At 56.8% G+C, this 16,380-nt stretch carries 17 protein-coding genes and 1 tRNA gene; 13 read left to right on the top strand and 5 right to left on the bottom strand.

Annotated features, from left to right (window positions below):
- The first annotated feature begins 14 nt into the window (after nt 1–14).
- From msrB to ADG72_RS03645, 3 genes are read left to right on the top strand one after another with little or no spacing between them, the layout of a single operon-like run.
- Nucleotides 15–482: a peptide-methionine (R)-S-oxide reductase MsrB gene (msrB, locus tag ADG72_RS03655; RefSeq protein ID WP_048712335.1), complete on the top strand. Its 468-nt coding sequence runs from the start codon at nt 15–17 to the stop codon at nt 480–482.
- Between the two features lie 7 nt (nt 483–489).
- The gene (locus ADG72_RS03650; protein ID WP_048712334.1) at nt 490–1,407 is read left to right on the top strand and encodes an EamA family transporter; all 918 of its coding nucleotides are present in this window, start codon (nt 490–492) and stop codon (nt 1,405–1,407) included.
- Complete coding sequence (locus ADG72_RS03645) at nt 1,404–2,315, top strand: EamA family transporter (RefSeq protein WP_048712332.1); 912 nt, start codon at nt 1,404–1,406, stop codon at nt 2,313–2,315. The genes ADG72_RS03650 and ADG72_RS03645 overlap by 4 nt, the downstream gene beginning before the upstream one ends.
- A 16-nt stretch (nt 2,316–2,331) precedes the next feature.
- On the opposite strand, the gene ADG72_RS03640 is transcribed toward ADG72_RS03645, so the two are convergent.
- A tRNA-Lys gene (locus ADG72_RS03640) sits at nt 2,332–2,403 on the bottom strand.
- Between the two features lie 66 nt (nt 2,404–2,469).
- On the opposite strand from ADG72_RS03640, the gene ADG72_RS03635 reads away from it, so the two are divergent.
- The 4 genes from ADG72_RS03635 (at nt 2,470) to ADG72_RS03625 (ending at nt 4,803) form a co-directional block, all read left to right on the top strand.
- On the top strand, nt 2,470–3,108 hold the full coding sequence (locus tag ADG72_RS03635; RefSeq protein WP_048712330.1) for a hypothetical protein: 639 nt from the start codon (nt 2,470–2,472) through the stop codon (nt 3,106–3,108).
- Entirely contained in the window at nt 3,015–3,425 is a 411-nt protein-coding gene (locus tag ADG72_RS08890; RefSeq protein ID WP_204372715.1) for an NAD(P)H-binding protein, read from the top strand. Before ADG72_RS03635 ends, ADG72_RS08890 begins: the two co-directional genes overlap by 94 nt.
- A complete protein-coding gene (locus ADG72_RS08735; RefSeq protein ID WP_204372711.1) occupies nt 3,373–3,699 on the top strand; it encodes an NAD(P)-dependent oxidoreductase in 327 nt (108 codons plus the stop codon). The genes ADG72_RS08890 and ADG72_RS08735 overlap by 53 nt, the downstream gene beginning before the upstream one ends.
- 75 nt (nt 3,700–3,774) lie before the next feature.
- The gene (locus ADG72_RS03625; protein WP_239667645.1) at nt 3,775–4,803 is read left to right on the top strand and encodes an NUDIX hydrolase; all 1,029 of its coding nucleotides are present in this window, start codon (nt 3,775–3,777) and stop codon (nt 4,801–4,803) included.
- 13 nt (nt 4,804–4,816) lie between these two features.
- On the opposite strand, the gene ADG72_RS03620 is transcribed toward ADG72_RS03625, so the two are convergent.
- The 3 genes from ADG72_RS03620 to ADG72_RS03610 are packed head-to-tail and all read right to left on the bottom strand — an operon-like array spanning nt 4,817 to nt 6,964.
- Nucleotides 4,817–5,254, bottom strand: coding sequence for a septum formation family protein (locus tag ADG72_RS03620; protein WP_048712328.1), 438 nt, complete (start codon nt 5,252–5,254; stop codon nt 4,817–4,819).
- 12 nt (nt 5,255–5,266) lie between these two features.
- Nucleotides 5,267–6,328 (bottom strand): inorganic phosphate transporter, encoded by a 1,062-nt coding sequence (locus ADG72_RS03615; RefSeq protein WP_048712327.1) that lies wholly within the window; start codon nt 6,326–6,328, stop codon nt 5,267–5,269.
- Nucleotides 6,329–6,331: 3 nt separating this feature from the next.
- Nucleotides 6,332–6,964, bottom strand: a complete 633-nt coding sequence (locus tag ADG72_RS03610; protein WP_192831726.1) for a DUF47 domain-containing protein — start codon at nt 6,962–6,964, stop codon at nt 6,332–6,334.
- 302 nt (nt 6,965–7,266) lie between these two features.
- Between ADG72_RS03610 and ADG72_RS03605 the strand changes: the two genes are divergently transcribed.
- From ADG72_RS03605 to ADG72_RS03580, 6 genes are all read left to right on the top strand, one after another.
- Nucleotides 7,267–9,105 (top strand): phosphoenolpyruvate carboxykinase (GTP), encoded by a 1,839-nt coding sequence (locus ADG72_RS03605; protein ID WP_048712323.1) that lies wholly within the window; start codon nt 7,267–7,269, stop codon nt 9,103–9,105.
- Between the two features lie 131 nt (nt 9,106–9,236).
- Nucleotides 9,237–11,192, top strand: coding sequence for a hypothetical protein (locus ADG72_RS03600; protein WP_239667644.1), 1,956 nt, complete (start codon nt 9,237–9,239; stop codon nt 11,190–11,192).
- A 90-nt stretch (nt 11,193–11,282) separates the two neighbouring features.
- On the top strand, nt 11,283–12,272 hold the full coding sequence (locus ADG72_RS03595; protein WP_009408695.1) for an AAA family ATPase: 990 nt from the start codon (nt 11,283–11,285) through the stop codon (nt 12,270–12,272).
- On the top strand, nt 12,269–13,237 hold the full coding sequence (locus tag ADG72_RS03590; protein ID WP_048712319.1) for a DUF58 domain-containing protein: 969 nt from the start codon (nt 12,269–12,271) through the stop codon (nt 13,235–13,237). The genes ADG72_RS03595 and ADG72_RS03590 overlap by 4 nt, the downstream gene beginning before the upstream one ends.
- Nucleotides 13,227–13,709 (top strand): hypothetical protein, encoded by a 483-nt coding sequence (locus ADG72_RS03585; protein WP_048712317.1) that lies wholly within the window; start codon nt 13,227–13,229, stop codon nt 13,707–13,709. Before ADG72_RS03590 ends, ADG72_RS03585 begins: the two co-directional genes overlap by 11 nt.
- Nucleotides 13,706–14,719 carry a vWA domain-containing protein gene (locus tag ADG72_RS03580; RefSeq protein WP_048712316.1) on the top strand — a complete coding sequence of 338 codons (1,014 nt, stop codon included), beginning with the start codon at nt 13,706–13,708 and terminating at the stop codon, nt 14,717–14,719. The genes ADG72_RS03585 and ADG72_RS03580 overlap by 4 nt, the downstream gene beginning before the upstream one ends.
- Before the next feature lie 156 nt (nt 14,720–14,875).
- Here ADG72_RS03580 and ADG72_RS03575 read toward each other — a convergent pair whose 3' ends face one another.
- Nucleotides 14,876–16,315, bottom strand: a complete 1,440-nt coding sequence (locus ADG72_RS03575) for a hypothetical protein (protein WP_048712314.1) — start codon at nt 16,313–16,315, stop codon at nt 14,876–14,878.
- Nucleotides 16,316–16,380 lie beyond the last annotated feature (65 nt).

Raw genomic sequence — 16,380 nt, 5'->3', positions numbered from 1 at the left:
TCGAGGAAAATAACATGAAGATCATTCGAACCCGTGATCGTGCAACGCAGCTCGAACACCTTGCGCAGGCGCAGCAGGCGGCCCCCAGCGTGAATTACAGTGACGATGAGTGGCGTGATCGCCTCACTCCCCAGCAGTACTTGGTTCTTCGTCAAGCTGGGACTGAGGCGCCTTGGACAGGTGAGCTGCTGGATGAACACCGCTCGGGTACCTATCTGTGCGCGGCGTGTGGCGCTCAGCTTTTCCCCTCGTCAACGAAGTTTGAATCGCATTGCGGGTGGCCGAGTTTCTATGAAGCGCTGCCCGGTGCAGTGAACTATTTCGAGGATATTTCCCACGGTATGCGCCGCATCGAGGTGCGCTGTGCAAGCTGTGATTCTCATCTAGGGCACATTTTTGATGACGCACCGAATCAGCCAACGGGAAATCGTTTTTGCATGAATTCCGTCTGCCTACAATTTGTCCCTGACCCTGTGGCATAGTGGGGGAGTGCTCTCCCATCTTCGTGCGCTTCTTTCACGTGTTCCCGCGCCTCTTCTGATTGTTGGTGCTGCGCTTAGTGCGTATAGCGGTGCGGCTGTTGCAGTCCTGATTTTTGGGTCTGTCCAGCCCGGTGCTGTGGCATGGATGCGTGTTTTCATCGCAGGGATGATCTTGTGTGCCTGGCGACGCCCCTGGCGTGTTGGCCTGAGCGCGAAGGATCTTGTTGAGTCCGCTTGCTTCGGCTTGGCGTTGATCACCATGAACATCACGTTCTTTGAATCGATCGCATATTTGCCCCTAGGTCCAGCCGTCTCAATGGAGTTCATCGGACCTGTTGCCGTCGCAGTGATTCGTGGCCGAGGCTGGCTTCCGCGCCTTGCTGCTTTCCTTGCCTTGGTGGGGGTCGTTGCTATTGGCGGGCTTGGCCTCGACACCAATGATCCAGGTTTTATTCCCGGGCTGAAATGGGCGGGCTTGAGTGCTGTCGCGTGGGCGGTCTACATCCTTTTGGGGCAGCGTGTGGCATCGAAACGCTCGGGAATTACCAATGTTGCGGTCGGTTGTGCGCTCAGTGGGCTGATACTTTCACCTTTCATGGCTCAGCCAGCCTTACCTGCGCTCACTCAACCATGGTTGCTTGGGATTGTCGTGCTTGTTGCGGTCCTATCCACCATCATTCCTTGCTCCTTTGAAGCCCTTGCCATGCATAGGATTTCGGCGGCAGACTTTTCGCTTTTTACTGCGCTTTCTCCGGCCTCGTCGCTGCTAATGGGTGTGATCATCCTCTGGCAGATTCCCACACTGTGGCAGATTCTGGGGCTTGTTCTCATTTCGGTCGCTGTTGGAATTGCTTCAAAGGATTCCTCGAAGGAAGGTGAGATCCTTGCCGAAGAAGTACGTGAACTAATTGGAGGAGGATCGTGAGCAGCCGATCATTAGCGGGAATAGCAAACCGCATTCCCGCACAGGTATTGATCGTTACCTCGGCTCTCATTCAATACAGCGGGGCTGCCGTCGCAGTTTTCGCCTTCTCTGTCGTTGAACCGGCCTCGGTCGCCTGGTGGAGGGGATTTGTTGGCGGTTTGGTCCTGTGCGCGTGGGTGCGCCCGTGGCGAGGCCTTGATCGCGCGACCCTGAAGGGCGCTCTCTTCTTCGGCATTGCCTTGGTCTGCATGAATTCGTGCTTTTACGAGGCCATTTCCCGCATTCCTTTGGGAGCGACAGTATCCCTGGAATTTCTTGGCCCCGTGGCGGTTGCGGTGTTCCGAGGCCGTGGCTGGGCGCCGCGAGTTGCCGCATTTTTTGCACTTTGTGGGGTCTGCGCCATTGGTGGTCTAGGCCTGGATTTGAGCGATCCGCAAACACTTCCGGGATTGGCCTGGGACATGGGGGCCGCGGCCTCATGGGCGGGATATATCCTCCTTGGACAAAAAGCTGCGTCTTCGAGCTCCGCGATGACCAACCTTTCGCTGGGTTGTGCGTTCAGCGCCTTGATCTCTGCGCCAATTCTGGCCCCAGGTGCGATGGCCGCATTCAGTGATCGAAAGGTTTTAGTCGCGGTCATTGCCTTGGCATTCTTGTCGACAGTTTTCCCATACAGCCTTGAAGCCATGGCGATGAAGCGGGTTTCTGCGGCGACTTTTGCCTTGTTTACGGCACTTCTTCCCGCGACCTCGGCTCTGATCGGTGCAGTGCTTTTGCGTCAGATTCCTAGCCTGTGGCAATTGGTCGGTTTGGTGTGCATTTCAATTGCCGTGGGGATTGCCTCGATGGCGGGGCGTGCGCATCCCGATGTCAAAAGTGTTCAGGGCACAGAAGAAACAGAAAACTAGAAAAGCACAAAAGAAGTAGGCCCAGGGGGACTCGAACCCCCAACCCACGGATTAAAAGTCCGCTGCTCTACCATTGAGCTATAGGCCCGCGGGTAACCCCGCTGTGTGGCCCATCGGGTGGACCAACCCCACCATCTTACTGGTAGGAGAGCAAATGGGCGAACCGCAACGCATCCCAAGACGTCCGGCGATTTTGGACTACGCGCAAACAGAGGCAATTGTTGGTGCGCCAGATGTTGCGGATTCTTCTGTTCTTGCCCACTCAACTGCTTGGGCACTGTTGGGTGTGGGAGATGAAGATTTTGATGCCGAGGCCTTGCGTCGCCTTCGCGAGCTGCTTTCCACCGGTGGAGTTCCTTTAGTTGCCGAGCTGTGGTCGCTAAGCCCCGATTTCACTCTTCCAGGTGCGCTGTGGCGCGTGTACTTGTTCAGAGAGTGGTTCCACCGTGACCCGCTCACGGTTGCTGATCTGTACATCTTGGGATTGCATGCGGAGCAGGTCCCAGGACTCGAAGAGCCCATTCATGCGCGTCCTTTGGAAGATGTTATCCATGACGCGGATGCACTTCTGTCCGGAGAAAAACGTGATGATGATCTGGAAGACATCTTCACTGAGCTTGCACATGCGATGCGCATTGTTGCTGCGGGAGATCCCAGAGTGGGAAGACAATGGATCGATGATCCGCACGATGCCTTGGCATACGGAGTGACGATGCGCGCGCGGGCGCTGGTTATGACTGCTCAAGAGCTCGAACGTGCTGCCTCCCGAGCGCGCATCGGGGAGTTGGACTGACTTCTATTTCTCGTGGCTTCCACGTCGTTTCCTGGTCGCGTTCGCGTCCCTCGGAGCCAATCGAAGGCGTGACCTACAACCACGGTGACCTTCTTGATGAGGATGTCCTCCGCAGTGTTGTCGATGGTGCGGATGTCGTCATTGGTGCACTTTCGCCTCGAGGTGACTTGGACGGCTCTCTTCGCTTCCTCTACTCGCAAGTTGCGGACCTTGCTCAGAAGGCTGGAGTTCGCTTGGGGATCGTCGGTGGCGCCGGATCGTTGCGTGTTGAAGAGGGGGGGGGGACGTACCCTTGCTTCGCTCCCGGACTTCCCTGAGGAATTCCGTTCCGAGGCCGGCCAACTTGCCGCAGTCCTCGAAGATTTGCGCTCGCGCAGTGATGATCTTCAGTGGTTCTTTGTTTCTCCCGCTGGTAATTTCGGGTCAGACAATCCCGGAACCCATACCGGGCATTTCCGTCTTGGTGGTGATGTCCTGCTCACTGACGAGAATGGGGTTTCCGATATTTCTGGAGCAGACTTTGCCCAGGCTTTTGTCGACGAGATTGAAACGCCCACTCACACGGGACAGCGTTTCACCGTCGCCTACTAAAACAGCAATCTGAGAAGAGCGTGGGTCCGGGTTTCAAGCCCGCACCCACGCCCACTCTAGGTTAGGGTTAATAACGTGACACCCAGCCCTCAGCCCATGCCCCCGATGCGCCTTATTCGCGCAGGCGGCGCCCTTGTATGGCGCTTACGCCACCCGGGTCGTCAGGTCCTTCCGGGAGATGTGCTTGATGAGGCTGAGATCGAAGTTCTGCTAGTCCATCGCCCCCAGTATCACGATTGGTCGTGGCCGAAAGGCAAGATTGAGGGACGAGAGACCATTCCCGTTGCAGCTGTGCGTGAGGTCGAGGAAGAAACCGGTCACGTCATCAGCCTCGGCGCCCCTCTAACCACTCAGCGCTACCGCCTTGGCTCAGGGCAGACCAAGGAGGTCCGCTACTGGGTGGGAACCCTCATGGGAGAAGATCCCCATTCTGATCGTGGCCTCATCCATCTACGCAAGCCGGTCCACCGCGCTCCTACGCGAGAAATTGACCAGGCGCGGTGGATGTCTCCTTCGCGTGCCCACGATCTTCTTACTCGTCGCGGGGATCGTCGTCTCCTCAATGAACTTCTCATGCGAGGCCGAAGTGGCGAGCTTGTGACGACTCCTTTGGCTATGTTGCCCCATGCGCGTGCACTTCCAGCCCAGCATTGGGAGGGCGATGACGACGCGCGTCCTCTGTCGCGTACCGGGGTCCGCGAGGCACTTGAACTGGTAGACCTGCTGTCTGCATACGGGGTTCGTCGAGCGATGGCGACTTCTTCCGCGCGGACTCGGCAGACGCTGGGGCCTTGGGCTGCGCTCGCGGGAGTATCAATCGATACTCTTCCCTCACGCGATGGTGCGAATTCTTCCTCTGACGAGGCCTTTGTGCGTGCGCTTTTGGCAGATCGTGAACCGCGAGTTCTCTGCGCGCCACGCACGATGCTTCCGGGGCTTTTTGATGTCTTCCGTCAATTCACGCCCTCCGGAGTGCGGATGAATTTCCCGCTTGACGCCAGGGAGCTTTCTGCATCTGAGATGGTTATTCTGCATACTCTTCCCGAAGGGGACTGGGTGCGTGTGGTTGACATTGAACGTCACGCACCCAGGGTTGCAGAATAGCTGCTAGCTGCTGCTAGTACGCCGAATCGCGAACAGAACCGCGAAGGGTTTGATCGCCGTTCGCAGCGGCAAGACACACAATCTGCCGGTCGCCCCGCTCCCATGACTCTCGGCTGGGCGTCATCCAAATGAGGTCAAGGGCCGAGTCTTCGGCACTGCTTCCTACGTAGGGCGTGAAGTCTTTTTCGCACGCGCGCCGCGCTTCCGACTCAAGTTGCGCGGCCTCGGGGAACTCTGATCCCCCCACAGTGGGGAGGGCAAAAACCTCAGCCTGGTGAGGGCTCGAGCAGGAAACAGTTTCCAAAGAGTACGCGCTGGTTGAGGTTGGAATCTGAACGCAGGCTCCGACAGAAAGCCGCATGACAGAAGAAAAACCGCACCCGCTGAGTGTGCTTGCACCAAAGAAAAGGGCAAGCACACCGCAGCAGGTGCGAATGAATGATGCTTTCACTGAATTGGGGCCTCAGACTCCAACGATCAGTGCGCAAACCCAATAGACAACCGCAGAAACTGCGGCAGCTGCCGGTAGGGTCAAGAACCAGGCGGTCACGATCGATCCCGCAACGCCCCAACGCACTGCTGAGAAACGTTTCGTGCACCCAACGCCCATGATCGACGTCGAAACAACCTGTGTTGTCGAGATCGGAGCGTGGACGACGTAGGAGCACAGGTAGAGGATCGAGGATGACACGGCCTCGGAAACGAAACCGCGGGCGGGATCAAGGTCGATGATCTTACGGCCGATGGTTCGCATGATTCGGCCACCACCAGCCATGGTGCCCAGGGAGATTGCAAGAGCTCCTGAGATCTTGACCCACATCGGGACGGTCATATCGCCGGTAATGGGATCGTAGATATGGTGGGTCTCGCCGTAGCCACCTGCCAGAAGGGCCATGACAATGATGCCCATGGTCTTCTGTGCATCTTGGATGCCGTGGCCAAGGGCCATCGCGGCTGAAGAAAAGCGCTGCGCAGCGCGGAAACGACGCATGGTGTGGTGGTATTGCGCGTTGCGAAGCAGGAAAAGCACGATGCGCATGACGATGTAGCCGACAAAGAAGCCGATGATGGGGGAGGCGAACATCGGGATGATGACCGACTTGACGATTCCCCACCAATAGACGGCGGTGCCGCTCATCAAGCCTGCACCGACCATACCGCCAATCAATGCGTGCGAAGAAGATGAAGGAAGCCCAAACCACCACGTGATGAGGTTCCATATGCAGGCACCGAGGAGCGCTGCAAGGATGATGACCAGACCCTTTTGCTGCATTTCTACCTGGGCAGATTCAGCATATGGGGAGATCGAAATAATCCCCTCGCCGATGGTCTTTGCAACCGCAGTTCCCATCATGGCGCCCAGGACATTCATTCCTGCGGCCATCACGAGTGCCGCGCGGGGAGTCCATGCCTTGGTGGAAACAGAGGTTGCAATCGCGTTCGCAGCGTCATGGAAGCCGTTGGTGTAGCTGAAGAAGAGCGCAACGGCAATGACGACGCACACCAGGATCAGGTTAAGATCCACGGCTCAGGATTCCTTTAGTGCAAGGGCTTCGATGACATTGGCTAGATCTTCGAAAGCGTCCGCGCATGACTCAAGGCTCTGAATGACGTCCTTGAGCTTGATGACCGTGATGGGGTCAAGACCGGAGTCGAAAAGTGCCGTGAGAGTGCGGCGGTACGCCAAGTCACCCTCATTTTCGAGGCGGTTGATCTCGATCCAGTAATCGCGCAGGTCCACGGGGGACTTGAGCGCCGGGATGTTCTTAGCCGTCAGCTCTGCGCAATGAACGATGACTGCGATCTGCTCGTCAAGCAGGTGTGCAATCTGTTCGGGGATACCTGCGATGCCGTAGACGACCAGCATGTCGCCGGCCTCGTCAATGAAGTCCATGCAGTCATCCAAGTGGGATGCAAGGGACTGAAGGTCTTCGCGGTCGAAAGGAGTGATGAAGGATGAGTTAATCCGTTGGAAGATTTCGTGGTTGAGTTCGTCGCCCTGGTGTTCGACGCCATGAAGCTGGTCACGAAGTGCGATTCGCTCTTCGGGGGAAGCGGCGTAGATATGCGAAAGAATTTCGACTCCCTCGACAAGCTTGCTCGCTTGCTGGGTGAAGAATTCGAAGAAGTTTGGGCCCTGCGTTCTGCTCCGGATCCCCATAATGTCCCTCCGATTGTGTTGAGACTGCCTCAAGGCAATCGTCATCCATTACACACTGGATATTCAAGTTCACTTTAGGGTGAATCTCCTGTTGAAGAATGTGTCTATTGCCACACTCGCATGAATGGCTGAGATATTGCGGGAAACTGCAAGGAAACGTGGTCACAGTTGACGGAATTGTCTGATTCAAATGGAAAGAGGGACTTTGCGCCCGCGCAAATACCGGTGGGGTAGAGGATGATTAAGAACGTAGATCGGGGCGTGACCACGTCCCAGAATCACCGAGTGCCTCAGGAGGCAAAATGTCCGTGACTGAACAGGATGTGCGCGCAGCCGCTCCGGCGAACGCTCCCGAAGATGTCATCAAGTGGGTTGCTGAGATTGCAGCACTGACCACCCCTGATCGCGTGGAGTTCGCTGATGGCTCCCAGGAAGAGTGGGATCGCCTGACCTCTGAAATGGTCGAGAGTGGCATGCTCACCAAGCTGAACGAAGAGAAGCGCCCGAACTGCTTCCTCGCTCGCTCGAAGCCCTCCGATGTTGCGCGTGTTGAATCGCGTACCTTCATCTGCTGTGAGAAGGAAGAGGACGCAGGTCCGACCAACCACTGGGCAGACCCCAAGGAAATGAAGGCAACCCTGCACGAGAAGTTCACGGGTGCCATGAAGGGCCGCACCATGTACGTGGTTCCCTTCTCCATGGGTCCTCTGGGTGGCCCCATCTCCCAGCTCGGTGTTGAGATCACCGACTCTCCTTACGTTGTTGTCTCCATGCGCATCATGACCCGCATGGGTGCAAAGGCAATGGACCTCATCAACGAGGGCCGCGTGTGGGTTCCCGCCGTTCACTCCGTCGGTGCTCCTCTGGAGCCCGGTCAGGAAGATTCCACCTGGCCCTGCAACGACGAGAAGTACATCACCCACTTCCCCGAGACCAACGAAATCTGGTCTTTCGGTTCCGGTTACGGCGGCAACGCGCTGCTGGGCAAGAAGTGCTTCGCACTGCGTATCGCTTCGACCATGGCAAAGCGCGATGGCTGGATGGCAGAGCACATGCTCGTCCTGCGCCTGACCCGCGAGTCCACCGGCAAGCAGTACCACGTGACCGCAGCATTCCCCAGCGCATGTGGCAAGACCAACCTTGCCATGCTCCAGCCCACCATCCCCGGCTACAAGGTCGAGACCGTGGGTGACGACATTGCATGGATGCGTCCGGGAACCGATGGCCGCCTGCGCGCCATCAACCCCGAGGCAGGCTTCTTCGGTGTTGCACCGGGAACCTCCTACAAGACCAACCCCATGGCAATGGAGACCGCAAAGGCCAACTCCATCTTCACCAACGTTGCACTGACCGACGATGGTGACGTGTGGTGGGAAGGCATCGACGGTGAGGTTCCGGCCCACCTGATCGACTGGCACGGTAACGACTGGACCCCCGAGTCCGGCGAGAAGGCTGCTCACCCGAACAGCCGCTTCACCGTTCCCGCCTCGCAGTGCCCGATCATCTGCCCCGACTGGGAAGCACCCGAGGGTGTTCCGGTTGACGCAATCCTCTTCGGTGGCCGCCGCGCGACCAACGTCCCGCTGGTTGCTGAGCAGTACGAGCCTGCACACGGCGTGTTCATCGGCGCTTCCGTGGCCTCTGAGGTCACCGCTGCTGCAACCGACGTTAAGGCCGGTTCGCTGCGCCACGACCCCTTCGCCATGCTGCCCTTCTGCGGCTACAACATGGCCGACTACTGGGGCCACTGGCTCGAGATGCAGGACAAGCTGGGCGAGAACTTCCCCAAGGTCTACCAGGTCAACTGGTTCCGCAAGGACGAAGACGGCAACTTCATGTGGCCCGGATACGGCGACAACTCCCGCGTTCTGGACTGGATCGTTCGCCGCGCAGCTGGCGAGGTCGAGGCAATCGACGGCGTCACCGGTCGCTACCCGCACTTCGAGGACTTCAACCTTGAAGGTCTGGACATCGACGAAGCCAAGTGGGCAAAGCTCTTCGAGATTTGCCCCGACGCATGGGCAGCCGAAATGGACGACACCGAGGAATACTTCTCGCAGTTCGGTGACAAGCTCCCCGCAGCTATCACCGAGCAGCTCGCGAAGTTCCGTGCACGCATCGCTGCTGCAAAGCAGGCCTGATAGCTTCTAGCTAGCACACTTAATAGGCGGGCGGTTCCCCACAGTGGGGCCGCCCGCCTATGTTTGTCTTTCCGTGATGTTTTAGAGTAGAAGATACGTGCGCATTTTTGGCACCCACATGGGGAGGCGAATTGGCTGTTAAACGATGGACGACTGTTAACGGATACGAGTGGGCAGTACTCGAGCCATCATCGGGCAATCCGGATGATCTGTGGATGTGTTTGACACTGGCCTACGGAACATTCAATGTCGCTCCTGAAGAAATCGGTGCCCTTCATGTGCTTATGGAGTCCATTGGCACCGAGCTCAAACGTCCAGTTGAATATGCGCCCGGTCAGTTTGCTTCCGCGCAGGTTGAATTAGCAAGCTACCTGTCTGAAATTGATATCCGCGTACATGGGCCGCGCGAAATCGTCCGCCAAGCGTGGTTGCGCTTGCCGGTTTGCTTCGAAAACCCGGAGGGAATACTTCCCTCCGCGGGACATGCAGGTGCCTCTGATATGTGGGCATCCGAAATTGCCAATCGTGCAGGTATTTCCGAGGCCCTGCTCGCTATTTTTCGTCCAGATACCGTTACTTTCGAGGCCGAGAAGTACTTTCCTGCGGCTTGCGAACTTGCGCGCCGGATCTCGCCTTTTGAAGCGCGCTACCCCTGTGTTTTTGTGACGACAGAGCCTGACTTCTTGGGACTGGGTTTTGATCGTGCGCCAGATTCTTTGGACCTGGATGACCTTCTAGCAGTAAATACCGCTACGCCGCGTGACCAGTATCAGCCGGGTAGTCAGTGGCAGGGGGGAACAAATTATCTATTCTCTTTTGCCGTCCCAATGACGCGCGCAGGCCTTGCGGCACGTTGGGCAATAGCCATTGACGCTACAAATGTTCTCAGAGCGATGAATTCGCGTTACTCGGACATCAAAGTATCAAGCGCTGCTTACTCAATTGCTCCAGAACTCATTGGAATGATCCGTTTCAAAGAGATGGACATGTACTGGGATGCGCGTCGTTTCCTTGATCAATTCTTTAAACCGGGGCGCAAGCTAACAGTCGATCTTTCGAAAATTATCGAGCGCGTTGCAGATGATGAGAATCTTGATGTTTCGCAGCACTTGCACCGGATCAATGACACCAGTGTGCCGACCCCAGCAGAGGTCCGCGACATCATCGACCGAGCAATTGCGAGCGCCCACATCGCATACGATGTGGCATCGCCTCAGCTGCTCCAGCGTTATCCGCTTCTTACCGCACCGAAGTCCACCTACGACCACTTCCCGCTCTATAAGGGGTATCCCGAGCCGGCCCCATCGATTCCGTATCCCTCAACAGAGGGGACAGACCTTCTGTCGAGCGTTCCTGAAAACCTCAGCGGATACTCGATGATTCTGCCTCATCACCTCATGGTCTCCAGTGACAGGCTGGTCGCGCAGTGGTTCGATCCATTACGGGAGGGTGATCCGACCTTAGTGACCCGTCGTGTTGAAATTGCCATTGCAAACATTGCGGTACTTCTTCGTACGGGGAAGGCCTACATCCTTATTGATCAGGATGGGACCTTCTTGCCGCTCTATCCCAAAGCTTTTATCAGCCCGGAGTCGCTGGTCATCTTTGACTCATTGCTTGGGTATCTTCAAGAAAACGTTCCAACTCTGACTATTGATTCGCTTTTCGATCAGGAAATTGAACTGGTTGATAGCTTTAACCAATACGGTCCCCGGGGGATTGAACAGGGCACTGTCAAGCCTCTGCCCGACTACATCACGCACTTGGACACTGTAAGTCTGTGGCGCAAAAATGCTCCGGAAATGGAGGAGGCCTGGCGTAATCCCGGTGGAACTCCTGCCGACAATACTCTTTCCACGGAGGCCTACGGGTATGAATCGCAGGCTGTCGCGCGAAAAAAGAAGCGTACGGGATGGATTCTTGCGGTCATTTTCATGCTGGTTTTCGGAATTATTCGCGCATGTGCGCACACGACGATCAAGAGTTCGAATACCCCAACAGTGACACATATTCCGACTATTTCGGTGACCATACCCAGTTTTTCTGTGCCTCCAATTACCCTGCCCACTCCCAGTAGCACTCAGTGATTGGGGAAGGCGGCTGACTAACGGGCCTGAATACACCTCTAAAAAACAGTAAGATATTCGTAATTATTCAATGAGCCAGGAGTTTCCTGAATGTCCACTTATCTCACCGATGATGAGCTCAAACGCAGCAAAGAGCTCCTGGACCGTATCCAGAAGATCTTCTCAGAGCGCGTTGTCGGCCAAGAAAACCTTCGCGAAACCCTGATTGTTGGCCTGTTGGCTCAAGGGCACATCCTGATGGAGTCTGTCCCCGGTTTGGCAAAGACGACGGCCGCTCAAACTATTGCGCAGGCAATTTCGGGTTCATTCCACCGCATCCAGTGCACTCCAGACCTGATGCCGAACGATATTGTCGGTACGCGTATCTGGAACCAGGCCGAAAATGAGATGACAACGGAGCTGGGTCCCGTCCACGCCAATATCGTGCTTCTGGATGAAATCAACCGTTCATCGGCAAAGACCCAATCTGCCATGCTCGAGGCCATGCAGGAAGGGCAGACCACCATTGGTGGAATTGTCTATCCACTGCCCAAGCCCTTCATGGTGATGGCGACTCAGAACCCCATCGAAGAAGAAGGAACCTACGTTCTTCCCGAAGCGCAGATGGACCGCTTCTTGATGAAGGAAATCATCACCTACCCAAAGCCCCTGGAAGAGCTTGAGGTCCTTAACCGCATCGAAGCAGGGACTATGGAGAAGCCCATTGATGCGGAGCCCATCTCCCTCGAGGATCTGACTTTCCTTCAGCAGATGACCAGGCGTGTCTTCCTCCACGATACTTTGAAGGCTTACATCGTCGACATCATTAATACCACTCGAGGAATGGGGCCCAACCCGCTTCCCGGTTTCTCGCAGCACGTGCGCGTGGGCGCTTCGCCTCGTGGCGGTATCGCCCTCATGCGCGTGAGCCAGGCCGTGGCACTAATGGCCGGTCGCAACTACGTGATGCCCGACGATATTAAGAAGCTTCGTCACGCGATTCTTCGCCACCGCATCATTCGCACCTTCGACGCGATGGCCGACGAGATCTCAGTTGATGGCTTGATCGATGCCGTCTTCAACGCGGTAGCGGTACCGTGAGCCCAATCCTGAAGAAGGGGGTCGTTGAGAGCGCGTCTCAGACCCTCGGCGATGTCGACCAACACCAAAAAGCGCACGCAAATAACGCACAGCTGCGTGCGCTGGGCGGTCGAACTCAGCTTCCGATCTTGCGTAAGCTGCTCTCTTTGATGGAGGGTCAGCACTATTCTGCGCGTGCCGGACAGGGCTGGGAATTTATGGACATGGCCGAATATAAGCCCGGCGATGATGTGAAAGATATCGACTGGGCAGCAACCGCTCGTGCTGGAAAGCCCATCGTTAAGCGATTTGAAGCCAGTGCAAACGTTCAGGTCATGCTGGTTGTTGATACCGGACGCTCGATGAGTGCGCTTGCCCCTTCGGGCGAAAGTAAAGAAGCGGTCGCGCTGACGATTTGCCAAGTTGTCGCATGGCTTGCCTCTAGTCGAGGTGACCAAGTCGGTTTAGTATCGGGCTGCCAAGGGCGTATGCGGCATATGCCCGCCCGATCGGGAAATGCGCATATCGAACTGATTTTGCGACGCCTCGAGGAAGACATCGACCTGCGCTCGCCCTCTTCGGATCTTGAAACCCTTCTTGCGCGAGTACAGGCAGCGACCTACCGTCGTTCGCTCATCGTTTTGGTCACGGATGAAACGCACCCCCAGCCCACGCCTCGTGCACGGGAACTGCTCAAGCGCCTAAGCGTCCACCACCGCTTGCTCATCATGCAGGTCGCAGACGCGGATCCGACGCAGCTCCCCGCGGGCACCCGAATCGTGGATGTTGACGCCGGCCCGCTTCCGGATTTCCTTTTGGGGGATAGCCAGATTGCCGCCGAGGCCGCCGCGCGCGCCGACCAGAGCCGCACCGCGGTGCGTCAATTCCTTGAGATCCCTGGGATTACCCGCGTGAGTGTTTCGTCCAGCGATCAGGTCGTTCGCACTCTTCTCTCCGCGTTGGAAAGGGAAAGTCGTGTCCGGTGAATTGCGCGAGGTTCTCAACTACCCGAACTGGATGTGGATTATTGGAGTCTTACTTCTGGCTCTTGTCCTGGTGTGGGTAGGAGTGTGGCTGATTCGCTGGCTGCGCTCGAACCGCTTGCAGGAACAGAATCAGATCGCGCTTATTCCCTTGGATGAGAAGCGTCGTCAGCGCTACCTGGGCTTCATTGACGAGGTCGAGGGCCGCTTGAACACGGGCGACTTGGATGAGCGCGGGGTGCACTTGGCAGTCGCGGGCATCTTGCGTGCGCTGGGCACTGAACGCACCGGTCGTGATCTTGAGACTGCAACCGTGTCTGAGATTCGAAAGCTCATTCCCACGTGGCCTGATCTTGCGGATGCTCTTTCCGCCTGTGAGGACAGCTTTAAAGCAGACTCGGAGGCCAATGGTGAAGAGACTCATTTCGATCCCGCATTCGTCATGGATTACGCGCGGGAGGTGGTGAAGAAATGAGGTATGGGTACCTCATCGCCGTCGTCCTGGGTGTTATTGCCGTCGCTGCAGCGTTTGGCTGGTGGCGTGTCGGTCTGCGCCTTCATGCAAGAGAACGTCGAGGCTGGGTTGCCAATACCGGTTATGTACGTGACCTACCGCGTTACCGTGCGCTGATGCGCCGTACGCGTATGGCGGTTGCGGGCTTGCTCGCTGTTTTTTGTGCCGCTGCCGTGTCGCTTTCCGTCGTGGCTGCAAACCCCGTTGACCGTCGAGTTGATGACCGTCGCCTGGCCTCGCGAGATATCGTTCTATGCCTGGATGCATCAGGCTCGATGCTGGAATATGACAGCGAAATCGGTGATGCCTTCAAGAGCCTTGTTGAGCACTTCAACGGCGAGCGAGTGTCTTTGTACCTGTGGAGCGCTCGTTCGGTTCGGAAGTTCCCGCTCACTGATGATTACACGATGGTGAACGAGAACCTCGAGACCTTGAGTTCACTACTGAGGAATGGCGTCATTTCGAAGACCTCGAACGGATATCGCATCACCAATGATCTTGCCCGCTATCTTGAGGGAACTGATGACCCTGATGAGCAGGCAGCGTCCCTTATCGGTGATGGTCTAGCATCCTGCGTGCTTGGCTTTGATCACACGGATCAAGAGCGCTCGCGGACGGTTATTTTGGCCTCGGATAATGAAGTCAATGGTGAAGGCTTGTATTCCCTCAAGGAAGCGATTGACTTCGCGAAGCGCCAGAAGGTCGAGGTCATCGGCCTCTACCCAGGTTCGACGCTGACCACTGAGGGCGAAGATATGAAGAACCAGGTTGAGTCCACCGGTGGCGAGTTCTATACGATGTCGAGCTCCGGCACAGTGGATTCGATTGTTCAAAATATCGAGGCCCAGCAGAAGCGCGAGGTTGAGGGCGACGCTCGCGTCACGGTTACTGACCGCGTCAATAAGCCCGTGGCCTGGCTGGCAGTTGCCATCGTGGCCTTCCTTGGGCTTGTTGGTTTTGCTAAGCTCTGAGGCTTAAGAAAGAGCCGGAGCGGGGTCCTTTAGTAGAGGTCTAAACGTAGTAGGGGTCTAGACGGCGCTCTTTGATTCTGACTCGATTGCTCGTGAATACATTTGTGGGGCCGCAGCATCAGCTGCGGCCCCACAATGATTTATTGCTTGAAGCGCTTAGGCCTTGCGACGCTTAGCTGCAAGAAGACCAGCAATCAAGGTCATTCCTGCTGCGCCCAGAACCATTCCGCTCGTGGCACCGGTGTGTGCCAGAGGGCCTGCCTTCTTCGGGTTTTCAGCCTTGGGATTTTCAGGCTTGTTGGGCTCCTGAGGCTTGTCGGGAGTGGGCTCAGTTGCCGGGGTGGTCGGAGTCGGCGAAACTTCGCATCCGGGGATAGAACCAACCAGAGTGTGGAAGAAGACCATGGGCTTCGACGTTGGGGTATCGAATGCCTTTTCGCCGGTCAGCACTGCGGTAACCTCAACGCTCAGAGAGGAGTTTTCCGGCATCTTTGCGATCGTGAAGGTGAGGGTCTTCTTGTCCGCGCTCACGGTCGGCTTGGAAATTCCCGTTACCGACTGCGAGAAGCCATTGGCGACCAGAGCGCCGCCACCGGGGGTCAATGCAGAGGCGATCGAGGCCTCGTCAAAGGTTGCACCCTGGGGAGCGCTCACGGTCATCGTTGCATTGTTCAGCTCGCGCTTGGTTGCAGCGTAGAAGCGCATACGACGCGTCGCACCGGCGGCATCAGAGTACTGGCGTGAAGGATCCCAGCCGTCAGCTCCGGCCTCGCCCCAGAGAGCGCCGGTTCCCTGCCAGCGATCGGAGAACTTTTCGCGAAGGTCAATATCCTTCGAGTAGGGCGAGAAAGTCGTGCGTCCAACGACTCCGGCTTGGCACTGTCCAACAGTGAGTTCAGGCTCAGGAGTCGTCAGGCATGCGTTGCCCTTCTCGTCGGTTTCGCGCAGGCCGCGGAAGTGAGAGGTTGCCTCGTAGTGCTTCGTACGGTCACCGGTTCCGACGAATTCAACGACCGCAGCGTGGCCTTCCGGCAGACCATTCGGGAAGGTCAGCGTCCAGATATTACGTGCTGCATCGGTCTGGGTTGCATTGGGGACAATATCCCAATCGAGCTTGCGTGCCAGTGCACCGAAGGTCTGACGCTCCATGAACTGATCAACTGTGGTGTTCTTAACCTCAGTGCTCAGGTCGCTAATCAGACGGACATTGGTCATGTCGTCGGGAAGATCCACAGTCAGTGTTGCGCCGGGAAGGATCCCGAACTCGGCACCGATCGGGATGCGCCAGTACTGGACATCGCTCACCGGGTTGAACCAGTGATGATTTTCAAGAACCGCCTTGCTGCCGTAGTCGGGGTGGACGCTCTCCATGAAGCCAGAAGTGGAGTAAGGGCCCTTGCGGAGTCCGACCGGGATATTCTCCATGTTCTGATCGAGCATGGCACGTGCGGTCCAGTCAACGACGCAGCCGGAGCTGCGGTCACCATTGATTTGCCCGGGAACGCGTTCAACGGCCTGAGCATCCATGGCGGTGAGAGAGGAAAAAACGAGCGCCAGTCCGAGTGAACCGGCGGCAATGTTTCGGAGGGTTTTCATCTTGCCTCAATTAAATTTTGTGGTGTGTATCAGGACACCATGATACAGAAATGAATTTAGTCGTG

The sequence above is a fragment of the Trueperella pyogenes genome, from assembly GCF_001070855.1.
Taxonomy (GTDB): Bacteria; Actinomycetota; Actinomycetes; order Actinomycetales; family Actinomycetaceae; genus Pauljensenia; species Pauljensenia pyogenes_A.
Note: the sequence above shows the minus strand (reverse complement) of the source record. Positions and strands in the feature narration are given on the sequence as shown.

Coding starts and splice junctions, on each gene's coding strand:
- msrB (WP_048712335.1), top strand. CDS start 15: ATGAAGATCATTCGAACCCGTGATCGTGCAACGCAGCTCGAACACCTT.
- ADG72_RS03635 (WP_048712330.1), top strand. CDS start 2,470: ATGGGCGAACCGCAACGCATCCCAAGACGTCCGGCGATTTTGGACTAC.
- ADG72_RS03610 (WP_192831726.1), bottom strand. CDS start 6,964: ATGGGGATCCGGAGCAGAACGCAGGGCCCAAACTTCTTCGAATTCTTC.
- ADG72_RS03605 (WP_048712323.1), top strand. CDS start 7,267: ATGTCCGTGACTGAACAGGATGTGCGCGCAGCCGCTCCGGCGAACGCT.
- ADG72_RS03595 (WP_009408695.1), top strand. CDS start 11,283: ATGTCCACTTATCTCACCGATGATGAGCTCAAACGCAGCAAAGAGCTC.
- ADG72_RS03580 (WP_048712316.1), top strand. CDS start 13,706: ATGAGGTATGGGTACCTCATCGCCGTCGTCCTGGGTGTTATTGCCGTC.
- ADG72_RS03575 (WP_048712314.1), bottom strand. CDS start 16,315: ATGAAAACCCTCCGAAACATTGCCGCCGGTTCACTCGGACTGGCGCTC.